The sequence below is a fragment of the Streptomyces pactum genome (assembly GCF_002005225.1).
Lineage (GTDB): Bacteria > Actinomycetota > Actinomycetes > Streptomycetales > Streptomycetaceae > Streptomyces > Streptomyces pactum_A.
Window position 1 is genome coordinate 5,644,035 of the sequence record NZ_CP019724.1, and the last position, 13,396, is coordinate 5,657,430.

Below are 13,396 nucleotides of genomic sequence, written 5' to 3' on the forward strand. Positions count from 1 at the left end.
GGCCGGTGCCGTCGTTCATTTCTCGACCGCGTACGCCTCCACCGACCACAGCGAGTACCCGTACCGCGTGGCCCGCTTCTCGCCTTGCACGCGTACGTACCGCACGTCCTTCTCGTCCATCCGGAGGGCCTCCCGGCCGCCCCGCCCGTCCCGCACCGACGCCGCCGTCCGCCAGGTGCGGCCGTCCGCCGAGACCTGGATCCGGTACGCGGACGGGTACGCGTCCTGCCAGCGCAGCACGACCTGCCCGAGCCGCACCGGCCGCGCCAGCTCCACCTGCCACCAGGCGCCGTCGTCGGCCGGGGACGACCAGCGCGTCGCGGGGTCGCCGTCGTTGGCCGCCGACGCCGGGAAGTCCGGCGTCTCGTCGGCCGAGGAGCGTGCCGTGCCGGTGCGGGCCAGGTCGGGGCCGCCGGTGCGCGGGAAGGCGCGGACGGTGAGCGTGCGGGTCGTGCCGCCGAACGCGAGCCGGACGTCGTACGACCGGGCCGGCGTGTCCGGTGCCACCTCCACCTCCACCGGGACGTCCACCTCCTGGCCGCGGGGCAGGGTCAGCGGGCCCTCGGGCACCCGGACCTCCACGCCCTCGGGCGCCTTCGCCGTGAGCGTGCCGCGGACGTCCGCGGGCCGCAGGGAGCCGAGCCGGGCCGTCAGCCGCTCGGTGCCGCCGATCTCCGCGTCCGTCGCTGTTCTCGTGCCCGCGTCCCCCTCCGTATCCCGCTCCGGGGCCGGCTCCGCGCCCGGCTCCGCGCCCGGCTCCGCGCCCGGCTCCGCGCCCGGCTCCGTGTCCGAGTCCGTCTTCTCCTCCGGCAGTTCCAGCGACGCGTCCGCCGTGTCGTCGAACCACGGCACCAGGTGCCGTACCCGGGCGGCGTCCGGGCCGCTGACGCGGACCGCTCCGGCGTCCTGGCGCACGGTCAGTTCCGTGGCGCCGCTCGCGTCCAGCGTGCCGATCCGCCGCCAGTCACCGCCGGGGACGCGGATCTCGACCTCCCCGCGTGTGCCGGGGTCCGCCAGGACCGTCACCGTCGCCAGGGGACGGGCGCGCGGGAAGCGCAGCGTACGGCCGTCGTCCGCGCCGGCCGTGCTTCCGGCCGGCTCGTGGTCCAGGCCCGCCCACGCCTCGTACGCCTTCTGCGCCCGCCGCAGGAAGGGCTCCAGCACGCCCTCGCCGACCGTCGCCCGGGCCGAGCCCAGCCGCTCGCGCAGCGCACCGAGGTCCCGGTACGCCGTCCAGGCCGCCGCCGGGTCACCGGTGCGCTGGGCGCGCAGCATGTCGAGTGCGGCCGTGCCGGCCTCGCCGTAGCGGGCCAACTGCTCGGACCAGGGGGCGACCTCGGCGGCGAGGCCGGTGGCGCGCCCGTCGCCGGGGAGCCGGTCCGGCAGCCCGCGCAGTACCCCGAACTCCTCGCGCAGCCGCTTCGCCGCCGTGTCGCGGCCCGTGGCGCGCTCGTCCCAGAACGCCTCGATCAGCGGTCGCAGGTACGCCGACTCCTCGGTGCCGAGGACCGAGGACGCGTCGTTGCCGGCCAGCGCCGTGAGCGCCTCCCGCTCTTGGCGGCCACCGTCGGCGGCGAGGTCGTCGATGGCGGCCCGCCAGGACTCCCCGGGGCGGTAGGCGCGCGGGTTCCAGGCGTAGTCGGCGCTGGTGAACAGCGGGATGCGGGACGCCGTCGGCTGCTCCATCGCGTTGGCGAGGAGCGCCGCCGATCCGGTGGCGACCGCCGGTTCACGGCCCTGGTAGGGGCCCAGGAAGAGACGGCCGGGGGCGTAGTCGTTGACCGGGTAGTTGTCCACGGTGACGAGGGGGTGCCCGAACACCTCCCGGGCCTTCGCCAGTTCGCGTCCCGTGATGGTCCGGGGCACCACGCCCACGCCGGTCCACGCCACCCGGACCCGCCGGTCCAAGGCGCCGGCCAGCGCACGGCGGTAGGCGGTCGTCCCGTCCTGGTAGTACTCGGTCGGCATCACCGTCAGCTCGGGGGTGCCGTCCGGGTGGCGCCCGGCGAGGTGCCTGGCCACCGCGTTCGCCACGTGGGCCTGCGCCCGCGCCGCCGCCGCGGGTCCCGACCCGAACCGATCCGCGTCGGCGTCGCAGTGCCACTCGCTGTAGCTGACGTCCTGGAACTGGAGCTGGAAGGCGCTGAAGCCCAGCTCCCGCATCCCGTCCAGCTTGCGTGCCAGCGCCCGCGCGTCCGTGTCCGAGGAGAAGCACATCGCCTGGCCCGGCGACACCGCCCAGGCGAGCCCGACGTGGTTGCGGCGGGCCCGCTCGGCCAGCTCCCGGAAGCGCGCCCGCTGCCCGTCCGGGTAGGGCTCGCGCCAGCGGGCCTGCCGGTGGAGGTCGTCACCGGGGGCGTAGAGGTAGCGGTTCTGCTTCGTGCGGCCCAGGAAGTCCAACTGCGACAGGCGTTCCCGGTGCGTCCAGGGGGTGCCGTAGAAACCCTCCGCGATGCCGCGCACGGCGGTGCCGGGCCAGTCCCGGACCACCACCGCCGCCAGGGTCCCGTCGTCCGGCCGCACCAACTGCCGCAGCGTCTGCACGGCGTGGAACAGCCCGTCCGGGCCGGCCCCGGCGAGGGTGACGGCCCCGCGGCCGACGTTCAGTCGGTACCCGCCGGAGGGCAGCCCGTCCGGGGAGCCGCCCGCCGGTGCGGGCCCGTCCGGGGAACCGCCCGCCTGCGGGTCCTGCCGGGAGCCGCCCTGGGGTTCCTCCGTCGTCGCGCGCACCACCAGCGCCCCCGCGGGCGGGCGCTCGCCGGCCGCCGGGGTCGTGATCCGGCGCGCGCCCGCCTTCCGCAGCAGCGCGTCCAGGGCCTCGACGGCGTACGGGTCCGCCGCCGCGTCGGTGATCAGTGCGACCTCGTCGGTGACCGGCACCGGGGCGCCGTTCGCCCGGAGGGACTGCGGGCGCGGCCAGAGCGCCACGTCGCCGCCGCCCTCCCGGCCGGGAGGCGCCGAATCCGCCCCCGCACCCGGGCCGGGAACGGCCAGCGCGACGGGCGCCGCCGCCAGGGCGCCGACGGGACCCAGCGTTCCGGCCAGGACGGCGATGGCGAGTGCGGCCGCCCTCCTCCTGCGCCGCGGCTGCACGGGCACGGGTCCCTCCCGGTGGTCGCCCGGCGTCCGCGTCCGCCTGGGTCACGTCCGGGTCACGTCTGTGTCACGAGTGAGCCCACCACCCGTGTGGTGAACGTGTCAACGACACTCGCCCTGGTGACCGGTTTGCGTGATCGCCGAATGGGTTAGGTGACTGTTTTGCCCGAATTCGGAGCGAGTTCTCGGGAGAGGAGTGTGACCAGGAGCACGTTGTCGGTGTTGGGGCGTCTGTCCTCGCGCGGACTGGGTAGGGCTGCCGTGACCCGCCAAAAGCGTGCTCGGCGAACGTCGGCGAAGCTCGACAGGGCCCGGCGACGCTCGACGACGATCCACAAAGCCTCACGAAGGAGACCCCCGTGGCTGCACTCGCACCGCTTCTGCTCCCGGCCCCGTCCAAACCCGTGGCGGAGCCGTCCACCCCTTGGGCGGAGCCCTCCGCCGCCTCCGACACCCCGCACTACTGCGTCTTCGGCGCCACCGGAAGCTGTGCCGAGGCCCCGCTCACCAGCGAGCCGCCGCTGCCCGACGCCGAGCCCCTCACCAGCGAGTCGCCGTTCGCCGACGCCGTTCCGCTGACCAGCGAGTCCTCGCCCGAACTCACGGCGGACGTGCCGGAGCAGGGCGGCCCCTCCTTCGCCGTCCCGGAACCCACGAGGTCGTAGAGGTCCACCGATGCCAGCAGACCGGCCGGCCGAGCCACCCGCCGAGGACCTTTCCGAGGACCTGACCCGGCTCGCCGACCTGCACGGCGTCGCCACCTCCTACCGCCCGTCCCCGGACCGCACCGTCGCGGCCTCGGCCACCGCCGTCACCCTGGCACTGGCCGCTCTCGGTGTGGACACGGGCACGCCGCAGGCCGTCCGCGCCGCGCTCGCCGCCCGCGAGTGCGTGCTGCGCGAACGCCTGCTGCCGCCCACCGTGGTCGCCTGGAGCGGCGGCGCGCCACCGGCCGCCCTGACGGCGCTGCCCGAGGGCACCCGGCTGCGCGTCGACACCGAGCGGGGCGAGACCCGCGAGGGCGCCGGACAACTGCCGCCCGGCGTCCACCGGCTGACGGCCACCGCGCCCGACGGCCGGACCGCCCGGGCCCACCTGATCGTCGCCCCCGCCCGGCTGCCCGTCCCCGCGGGACGCTCCTACGGCCTCCTCGTCCAGCTCTACTCGCTCCTCTCCCGCCGCTCCTGGGGCATGGGCGACCTCGGCGACCTCGGCGAACTGGCCACCTGGGCCGGACGCGCCCTCGGCGCCGGGTTCGTCCAGGTCAACCCGCTGCACGCGGCCGTGCCCGGCGCCCCCGCCGACCCCTCCCCGTACCGGCCCTCCTCGCGCCGCTTCCCCGACCCCGTCCACCTGAGGATCGAGGACGTGCCCGAGTTCGCGTACGTCACCGACCACGAGCGCGCCCGGGCGCTGCGGGAACAGGGCGGACGGCTGCGCGAGGCCGTGCTGGGCGAGGACGCCCTGATCGACCGGGACGCCGTGTGGGAGCTCAAGCGCGAGGCCCTCGAACTGCTCCGCGAGGTCCCCCTCGGACCCGGCCGCCGTGCCGCCTACTGCGACTACCTCGCCGAACAGGGCACCGCCCTGGAGGACCACGCCACCTGGTGCGCGCTCGCCGAGGTCCACGGCTCCGACTGGCACCGCTGGCCCGAGGGCCTGCGCGATCCCCGCTCGGCCGACACCGAGCGGGCCCGCGGCGAGCTGATGGACCGCGTCGACTTCCACTCCCGCCTCACCTGGCTCACGGACACCCAGCTCACCGACGCCCAGCGCGCCGCCCGCGAGGCCGGCATGCCGGTCGGGATCGTGCACGACCTCGCCGTGGGCGTGCACCCGCGAGGCGCCGACTCCTGGGCGCAGCAGGAGTACTTCGCCGCCGGCATGTCGGTGGGCGCGCCGCCGGACGCCTTCAACGCGCGGGGCCAGGACTGGGGCCTGCCGCCCTGGCGCCCCGACCGCCTGGCCGCCGGTGGCTACGCGCCGTTCCGGCGCCTGCTGCGGGGCCTGTTCCGCTACGCCGGAGCCCTGCGCATCGACCACGTCATGGGTCTGTTCCGGCTCTGGTGGGTCCCCGAGGGGCACCCGCCCACCGAGGGCACCTACGTCCGCTACGACGCCGAGGCGATGCTCGCCGTCCTCGTCCTGGAGGCCACCCGGGCCGGCGCCGTGGTGATCGGCGAGGACCTGGGCACCGTGGAGCCCGGCGTGCGCGAGGCGCTGCGCGAACGCGGGGTGCTCGGCACGTCGGTGCTGTGGTTCGAGCGCGACTGGGCGGGCGACGGCCGCCCGCTGCCGCCCGAGCGGTGGCGCGCCGACTGCCTGGCCACCGCCACCACCCACGACCTGCCGCCCACCGCCGCCCGCCTCACCGGCGAACACGTCGAACTGCGCGACCGCCTCGGCCTGCTCGCCCGCCCGCTGGAGGAGGAGCGGGCCGAAGCGGCGGCGGACATCGCGGAATGGCTGGACGTACTGGCCCGGCTCGGCCTGCTGCACGGCACCGGCGGCGACACCGGCGCCCCCTCCGAGGAGGCCGGCATCCAGGCCGTCCACCGCTTCCTGCTGCGCACCCCCGCCCGCATGGCGGGCGTCTGGCTCCCGGACGCCGTCGGCGACCGCCGCCCGCAGAACCTGCCCGGCACCTGGGACCAGTACCCGAACTGGCGCCTGCCCGTCGCCGACGCCGAGGGCCGCCCCGTGACCCTGGAGGACCTGGCCGCCTCGCCCCGGCTGCACGCCCTGTTCGACGTCGTACGGGACCGCGCCGGCGACTGAGCCGCCCGCCGGGAGGCCGCTCGCGGACCCCGTACGGCACCTCGTACGGCACCCCGGGCGCGCGGCCCTTCCGGCCGTTCGCTAACTTTGCACCGTGGACAAGAAGAACGCCCTGCGCGCCGGCGCCCTGGCAGCCGGTACGACGCTGATGATGCTGCTCATGTCGTCCCCCGCGCTCGCGCTGACCCGCGACGACGGCGACGACCCCGGTCCGGGCCTGAGCGTCGTCGAGACGCTGGGCCTCTACGTCGTGGCCCCGATCGCGCTGTTCGCGGTCATCGCGGTCCTGGTCATGGTCCTGGACAGGTCCAAGGAGGAGCACCGCGTGACCTCCCGCAACATCAAGACCCGGCCCAAGGCCGACGCCAAGGCCTGACGGGTCGCAAGCCCGACGGGTCCGACGCCCCGACGGCTCGCCTCAGCTTCACCGAGGGCGCCGGCCCCACCGCACGTACGCACGTCAGCGCGGGTACGTACGGGGGGCCGGCGCCCTCGGTGCGTCCTGCGCCTGCTTCTCGGTCCCGGCGAGCAGGTCCCGCAGCAGGCCGGCCAGTTGGGCGGCCCGTTCGTCGTCGAGGGCGGACAGCGCCTCCGTCTGGGCGGCGAGGCCCGCGCCGACCGCCTCGTCGATCAGCTCCAGGCCCCGGTCGGTGAGCGTGACCTGCAGTCCCCGGCGGTCGTGCGGATCGGGGGAGCGGCGCAGCAGTCCCGCCCGTTCGAGTTTGTCGAGGCGGCCGGTCATGCCGCCGGTGGTGAGCATCAGCGTGGCCGAGAGCTGCCGCGGGGAGAGCGTGTAGGGCTCGCCGGAGCGGCGCAGAGTGGCCAGGGCGTCGAACTCCCCGCGGGAGATACCGAAACGCGCGTACGCCTTCTCCATCCGGTCGCCCATCGCGCGGGCGAGCCGGAAGACGCGGCCGAACACCTCCATGGCCGCCGTGTCCAGGTCGGGCCGCACCGCCGCCCACTGGTCGATGATCGCGTCGACGGGGTCCTTGCGCGGCTCGGGGCGTTCATTCATGGCACGAGTATCGAGACGGTTCCGCTCGGCCGCAAGAAAGTAGCTTGATGGAAACTTGCTTACAGCTAAGCTACTTTCCACTGAGCTTCTGCTGGGCTTCTGCTGAGCTTCCGCTCCTCCCGTCTTCCGGAAAGGGGGCCCGCCATGGCCGCCGGCCGCCCCGCCCTCATCGCGCTCACCGCCCTCGCCCCCGTCTCCTGGGGCACCACCTACGCCGTGACCACCGAGTTCCTGCCGGCCGACCGGCCCCTGTTCACCGGGCTGATGCGTGCACTGCCCGCCGGTCTGCTGCTGCTCGCCCTCGCCCGGGTGCTGCCGCGCGGCGCCTGGTGGTGGAGGGCGGCGGTGCTGGGCGCGCTGAACATCGGGGCCTTCTTCCCGCTGCTGTTCCTCTCCGCGTACCGGCTGCCGGGCGGTATGGCCGCCGCGGTCGGCTCGGTCGGCCCGCTGTTCGTCGTCGGGCTCTCGGCGCTGCTGCTCGGGCAGCGGCCCACCACCCGGTCCGTGCTCACCGGCGTCGTCGCCGCGTTCGGGGTCAGCCTGGTGGTGCTGAGGGCGGCCGGGGCGCTGGACACGCTCGGCGTGCTGGCGGCGCTCGCGTCCACCGCCTCCATGTCGGCCGGCACCGTCCTCACCAAGCGGTGGGGCCGCCCGGACGGCGTCGGCCCGCTCGCGCTCACCGGCTGGCAGCTCACCGCGGGCGGCCTGCTCATCGCGCCGCTCGCCCTCCTGGCCGAGGGGGCGCCGCCCGCGCTGGACGGCCCGGCGGTCGGCGGCTACCTCTACCTGGCGCTGGCCAACACGGCGGTGGCGTACTGGCTCTGGTTCCGCGGCATCGGCCGGCTCTCCGCGACCCAGGTCACCTTCCTCGGCCCGCTCTCGCCGCTGACCGCCGCCGTCGTCGGCTGGGCGGCGCTCGGCCAGGCGCTGACGCCGCTGCAACTGGTGGGCATGGCGCTGGCGTTCGGGGCGACGGCGGCGGGCCAGCTCGCACCGCGCGCGGCGGCGGCCGAGCCTGCCCGATCTTTCGGTTCCGCTTCGAAGAACGGTCGAAAGGATGCGATGGACCTGACGGGTCCGGCGCTGCGACGGTAGGCGCACCGTTCGCGGGCGACGCACCCCGGGATCGCGGTGCGGGTGCGGGTGCGGGTGCGGGAGGCCGAGGCGCAGGAGGCGTACGAGCTGCTGGCGGACGGTGCGGTGGACCTCGCGCTGTCGCTGGCCGCGCAGGCGCCGAGCGCCGTCGACCCGCGCTTCACCCGCGTCCCGCTCCTCGCCGACCCGCTGGACGTCGCGCTGCCCCGCGACCACCCACTGGCCCGCGCGGGTCGAGCCCCTGCGGGGGTGGTCGCCGAGCGTGCGCGGGGCTCGCCGCCGGCATCACCCGGGGGTGTTGGAGGACATGCGCGGGGCGCGGCGCTGCGCCCCTGCGGGGGTGGTCTTTGAGCGTGCGCGGGGCTCGTCGCCGAGCCGCCCGGGCACGTCGCCGCAGGCGTACCCGACCGCGCCGAGGCCGACCGCCCCGTGGTACGGCGTCCGCGCGTGCGCCTTGGGAACGCCTCCGGGGCCGACTGCCCCGTGGTACGGCGTCCGCGCGTGCGCCTTGGGAACGCCTCCGGGGCCGACTGCCCCGTGGTACGGCGTCCGCGCGTGCGCCTTGGGAACGCCTCCGGGGCCGACTGCCCCGTGGTACGGCGTCCGCGCGTGCGCCTTGGGAACGCCTCCGGGGCCGACTGCCCCGTGGTACGGCGTCCGCGCGTGCGCCTTGGGAACGCCTCCGGGGCCGACTGCCCCGTGGTACGGCGTCCGCGCGTGCGCCTTGGGAACGCCTCCGAGGCCGACCGCCCCCTGGTACGGCGTCCGCGCGTACACCGCCGAACGCCTCCGGGGGCGCCCCGCACCGTGCGGGCGCCCCCGGAGGCGTACTCGTGAGGTACGGGCTACTCGGCCGCCGCCGCGTCCGCCGCCTGCGCACGCAGCGCGCGCTCGACGCCCGAGCGGGACTCCGAGACCAGTCGCCGCAGGGCCGCGTTCGGCTCGGCGGCGGCCAGCCAGGCGTCCGTGCGGTCCAGCGTCTCCTGGGACACCTGCACCGCCGGATACAGGCCGACCGCGATCTGCTGGGCCATCTCGTGCGAACGGGACTCCCAGACGCCCTTCAGCGCCTCGAAGTACCGCTCCGTGTACGACGCCAGCAGCTCGCGCTGATCGGTCTGGACGAAGCCGGCGATGACCGCCTCCTGCACGGCGTTCGGCAGTTGGTCGGACTCCACGACCGACTCCCAGGCCTCCGCCTTGGCCGCCTCGGTCGGGCGGGCGGCCCGCGCGGTGGCGGCGTGCCGCTCACCGGCTGCCGTCCTGTCCCGCTCGTACTCGCTCTGGATCTCCGAGCCGCCGAACCGGCCCACGGCCGCCAGCCGCTGCACGAACGCCCAGCGCAGCTCGGTGTCGACGGCCAGGCCCTCGATCGTCCGCGTGCCGTCCAGCAGCGCGTCCAGCAGGTCGAGCTGCTCCGGCGTCCTCGCCGTCGCCGCGAACGCGCGCGCCCACGCCAACTGGTGGTCGCTGCCCGCCTCGGCGGCCCGCAGATGGGCCAGCGTGGCCTCCGTCCAGCGGGTGAGCAGTGCCTCGCGGGCGGTCGGCGCGGCGTACTGGTCGATGGCCAGCTTCACCTGGCGGTGCAGCGACTGCACGACGCCGATGTCCGACTCCTTGCCGACGCCGGACAGGACCAGGGACAGGTAGTCCCGGGTCGGCAGCTCCGCGTCCCGGGTCATGTCCCAGGCGGAGGCCCAGCACAGCGCGCGCGGCAGCGACTCCGTGAAGTCGCCCAGGTGCTCGGTGACGACGGCCAGCGACCGCTCGTCCAGGCGGACCTTGGCGTACGACAGGTCGTCGTCGTTGAGCAGCACGACCGCCGGGCGGCGCTTGCCGACGAGCTGCGGCACGGCCGTCAGCTCGCCGTCCACGTCCAGCTCGACCCGGTCGCCGCGCACCAGTTGGCCGCCCGCGTCCAGGTCGTAGGCGCCGATCGCGATGCGGTGCGGGCGCAGCGTCGGCTCGCCCTTGGCGCCCGCGGGGAGCGCCGGGGCCTCCTGGCGGATCGCGAACGACGTGATGACGCCGGCCCCGTTTTCGCCGTCTGTCTCGATCTCCGGGCGCAGCACGTTGATGCCGGCCGTCTCCAGCCACGCCTTCGACCACGTCTTCAGGTCGCGGCCGGAGGTCTCCTCCAGGGCGCCCAGCAGGTCGGACAGGCGGGTGTTGCCGAACGCGTGGCGCTTGAAGTAAGCCTGCACGCCCTGGAAGAACGCGTCCTGGCCGACGTACGCGACGAGCTGCTTGAGCACCGAGGCGCCCTTGGCGTACGTGATGCCGTCGAAGTTGACGAGCACGTCGTCCAGGTCGCTGATGTCCGCCATGATCGGGTGCGTCGACGGGAGCTGGTCCTGCCGGTACGCCCAGGTCTTCATCTGGTTGGCGAACGTGGTCCACGAGTGCGGCCACTTCGAGCCGGGCGCGTCGGCCTGGCAGGCGGCCTCGGCATAGGTGGCGAACGACTCGTTCAGCCACAGGTCGTTCCACCACTCCATGGTGACCAGGTCGCCGAACCACATGTGCGCCAGCTCGTGCAGGATCGTCGCCGCCCGCACCTCGTACGCGGCGTCCGTCACCTTCGAACGGAACACGTACTGGTCCCGGATGGTCACCGCGCCCGCGTTCTCCATCGCGCCCGCGTTGAACTCCGGCACGAAGAGCTGGTCGTACTTGGCGAAGGGGTACGGGTAGTCGAACTTCTCCTGGAACCACTCGAAGCCCTGCCGGGTCACCTCGAAGATGGCGTCCGAGTCCAGGTGCTCGGCGAGCGAGGGGCGGCAGTAGATGCCGAGCGGCACCGACTGGCCGTCCTTCTCGTACACGCTGTGCACCGAGTGGTACGGGCCGACGATCAGCGCCGTGATGTACGACGAGATGCGCGGGGTCGGCTCGAAGACCCAGATGTTGTCCTGGGGCTTCGGGGTGGGCGAGTTGGAGATGACCGTCCAGCCCTCGGGCGCCTTCACGGTGAACTGGAAGGTCGCCTTGAGGTCCGGCTGCTCGAAGCTCGCGAAGACCCGGCGCGCGTCCGGCACCTCGAACTGGGTGTACAGGTACGCCTGGTCGTCGACCGGGTCGACGAACCGGTGCAGGCCCTCGCCGGTGTTGGTGTACGCGCAGTCGGCGGCCACGCGCAGGATGTTGCGGCCCGGCAGCAGCCCCGGCAGGGCGATGCGGGAGTCCTGGAACACCTCGGCGGCGTCGAGGGCGTCGCCGTTCAGCGTCACCTCGTGGACCGCCGGCGCGACCAGGTCGATGAAGGACTCGCCGCCGCCCTCGGCGACGTCGAAGCGCACCGTGGTCACGGACCGGTAGGTTCCGCCCTCCTGCGCGCCGGTGAGGTCGAGATCGATCTCGTACGAGTCAACGGTCAGCAGCGTCGCCCGCTGCCGCGCCTCTTCGCGAGTCAGGTTTGTGCCAGGCACGCGGTCATCTCCTCGTTATGTGTGGGTTGCGCCATCCTTCCACGTGGCGCGCACGGAACGCGATGTCCATTTCCCGCCGGTGGGCGGGCCGGGCGCGCGCGAGTCTGGAGGGCATGGACAGTCACACCGCACGGCCCATCGGGCCGGTCGCGCTGTGCGAACTGCGCGCCGCCGACGACGCGGGCCGCGTGCCCGCCCCGTTCACCGACGACGAGGGCGGCGCGCCCCTGCGCTGCTGCCTGCGCCGCAGCCGCCCAGGCGAGCGGATCGCCCTGGTCTCCTACGCCCCGCTGCGCCGCTGGGCGGCCGAGACGGGCGCCGACCCGGGCGCGTACGACGAGCGGGGACCGGTCTTCGTCCACGCCGAGGAGTGCGCCGGACCGGACCGGGAAGGCCTCGCCTTCACCCAGGCCCACCGCGTCCTGCGCCGCTACTCCGCCGAGGGGCGCATCCTGGGCGGGCGGCTGGTCGGGGGCGGCGACGGGGCCGGCGCGGCCGACGGCTTCGGCTCCGCCCTCCGGGAAGCGTTCGACGACCCGGCCGTGGCGTTCGTCCACGTCCGGGCCGTCGAGTACGGCTGCTTCCTCTACGAGGTCACCAGGGGCTAGCCGGGGCTCAGCCCTTCAGCTCCGCCGCCACCAGCTCCGCGATCTGCACCGCGTTCAGGGCCGCGCCCTTGCGCAGGTTGTCGTTGGAGACGAACAGGGCGAGGCCGTTGTCCACGGTCTCGTCCCGGCGGATGCGGCCCACGTACGACGGGTCCTGACCGGCCGCCTCCAGCGGGGTCGGCACCTCGGTGAGCGCGACGCCGGGGGCGCCGGCCAGCAGCTCCTTGGCGCGTTCCACGCTGATCGGGCGGGTGAAGCGGGCGTTGATCTGGAGGGAGTGGCCGCTGAAGACGGGCACGCGCACGCAGGTGCCGGAGACCTTCAGCTCCGGGATCTCCAGGATCTTGCGGGACTCGTTGCGGAGCTTCTGCTCCTCGTCCGTCTCGTGCAGGCCGTCGTCGACGATGGAGCCGGCCAGCGGCAGCACGTTGTACGCGATCGGCGCCACGTACTTGTCCGGCTTCGGGAACTCCACCGCCGAGCCGTCGTGGGTGAGCTTGGGCGCGTCCGCGCCGACCTTCTGGACCTGCTCGAACAGCTCGTCCACGCCGGCCAGGCCGGAACCGGACACCGCCTGGTAGGTGGCGACGACCACCGCTTCGAGGCCGGCCTCGGCGTGCAGCGGCCGCAGGACCGGCATCGCGGCCATCGTGGTGCAGTTCGGGTTGGCGATGATGCCCTTGGGGCGGTCGGCGATCGCGTGCGGGTTCACCTCGGACACCACCAGGGGGACCTCGGGGTCGCGGCGCCAGGCGGAGGAGTTGTCGATCACGACGGGGCCCTGGGAGGCGACCTTCTCGGCCAGCGCCTTCGACGTGGCGCCGCCCGCGGAGAACAGCACGATGTCCAGCTCGGAGTAGTCGGCGGTGGCCGCGTCCTCCACCGTCACACCGTCCAGCTCCTTGCCGGCGCTGCGGGCCGAGGCGAACAGGCGCAGCTCGGTGACCGGGAAGTTCCGCTCCGTGAGGATCCTGCGCATGACCGTGCCGACCTGACCGGTGGCTCCGACGATTCCGACCCTCACGGTGACTCCTTCTCCGTTCGTGCGCGTGTCCTCACGCGCCCTTTGCTCGGCCGAGACTTTTCCATCATGGGGCGAAGCCCGGCCCGCCTGTCCAATTCTTTGCACGGGGTGCCCGCACCCTGGGACGCGGCGGCTCGCACAGCGGGCCCGGACCTTCGGTGGCAACCCGGTCTGAGCTGCAGGAATTCACCTCCGCCGGGCCTCGCGCCGCAAGCTGTGCCGTTCCGGCCCCTGCCCATCCCTTCCCGCCCCACACGGCGATGTGACGTACGCCTCGCTCCGGAGGGCCGCCGACCGGGCGAACGTTTCGGGTCCCGCCTGCGTCATAGGGGAAACGTGGCTGGGGGAG

At 74.6% G+C, this 13,396-nt stretch carries 9 protein-coding genes and 1 pseudogene; 6 read left to right on the forward strand and 4 right to left on the reverse strand.

Annotated elements, in window-relative coordinates:
• Nucleotides 1–15: 15 nt before the first annotated feature.
• Nucleotides 16–3,093, reverse strand: a complete 3,078-nt coding sequence (locus B1H29_RS24085) for a beta-N-acetylglucosaminidase domain-containing protein (protein ID WP_055417730.1) — start codon at nt 3,091–3,093, stop codon at nt 16–18.
• 362 nt (nt 3,094–3,455) lie between these two features.
• On the opposite strand from B1H29_RS24085, the gene B1H29_RS24090 reads away from it, so the two are divergent.
• From B1H29_RS24090 to B1H29_RS24100, 3 genes are all read left to right on the forward strand, one after another.
• Nucleotides 3,456–3,761 carry a hypothetical protein gene (locus B1H29_RS24090; protein ID WP_055416953.1) on the forward strand — a complete coding sequence of 102 codons (306 nt, stop codon included), beginning with the start codon at nt 3,456–3,458 and terminating at the stop codon, nt 3,759–3,761.
• 10 nt (nt 3,762–3,771) lie between these two features.
• Nucleotides 3,772–5,874 (forward strand): 4-alpha-glucanotransferase, encoded by a 2,103-nt coding sequence (gene malQ, locus B1H29_RS24095; RefSeq protein WP_055416952.1) that lies wholly within the window; start codon nt 3,772–3,774, stop codon nt 5,872–5,874.
• 94 nt (nt 5,875–5,968) lie between these two features.
• Nucleotides 5,969–6,250: a hypothetical protein gene (locus tag B1H29_RS24100; protein WP_055416951.1), complete on the forward strand. Its 282-nt coding sequence runs from the start codon at nt 5,969–5,971 to the stop codon at nt 6,248–6,250.
• 84 nt (nt 6,251–6,334) lie between these two features.
• On the opposite strand, the gene B1H29_RS24105 is transcribed toward B1H29_RS24100, so the two are convergent.
• Nucleotides 6,335–6,892 (reverse strand): MarR family winged helix-turn-helix transcriptional regulator, encoded by a 558-nt coding sequence (locus tag B1H29_RS24105; RefSeq protein WP_055416950.1) that lies wholly within the window; start codon nt 6,890–6,892, stop codon nt 6,335–6,337.
• A gap of 144 nt (nt 6,893–7,036) precedes the next feature.
• Between B1H29_RS24105 and B1H29_RS24110 the strand changes: the two genes are divergently transcribed.
• Both B1H29_RS24110 and B1H29_RS40225 read left to right on the forward strand, forming a co-directional pair.
• Complete coding sequence (locus tag B1H29_RS24110; protein WP_055416949.1) at nt 7,037–7,987, forward strand: EamA family transporter; 951 nt, start codon at nt 7,037–7,039, stop codon at nt 7,985–7,987.
• A 12-nt stretch (nt 7,988–7,999) separates the two neighbouring features.
• Nucleotides 8,000–8,224: pseudogene (locus tag B1H29_RS40225) on the forward strand (LysR substrate-binding domain-containing protein); the annotation flags it as partial.
• A 608-nt stretch (nt 8,225–8,832) separates the two neighbouring features.
• Here the strand turns inward: B1H29_RS40225 and pepN are convergent.
• On the reverse strand, nt 8,833–11,415 hold the full coding sequence (pepN, locus tag B1H29_RS24120; RefSeq protein WP_055416947.1) for an aminopeptidase N: 2,583 nt from the start codon (nt 11,413–11,415) through the stop codon (nt 8,833–8,835).
• Nucleotides 11,416–11,528: 113 nt separating this feature from the next.
• Here pepN and B1H29_RS24125 point away from each other — a divergent pair, with 113 nt between their 5' ends.
• A complete protein-coding gene (locus B1H29_RS24125; protein ID WP_055416946.1) occupies nt 11,529–12,023 on the forward strand; it encodes a DUF1203 domain-containing protein in 495 nt (164 codons plus the stop codon).
• Nucleotides 12,024–12,030: 7 nt separating this feature from the next.
• Here the strand turns inward: B1H29_RS24125 and B1H29_RS24130 are convergent, their stop codons facing one another.
• Nucleotides 12,031–13,047 carry an aspartate-semialdehyde dehydrogenase gene (locus B1H29_RS24130; RefSeq protein ID WP_055416945.1) on the reverse strand — a complete coding sequence of 339 codons (1,017 nt, stop codon included), beginning with the start codon at nt 13,045–13,047 and terminating at the stop codon, nt 12,031–12,033.
• Nucleotides 13,048–13,396: the final 349 nt, after the last annotated feature.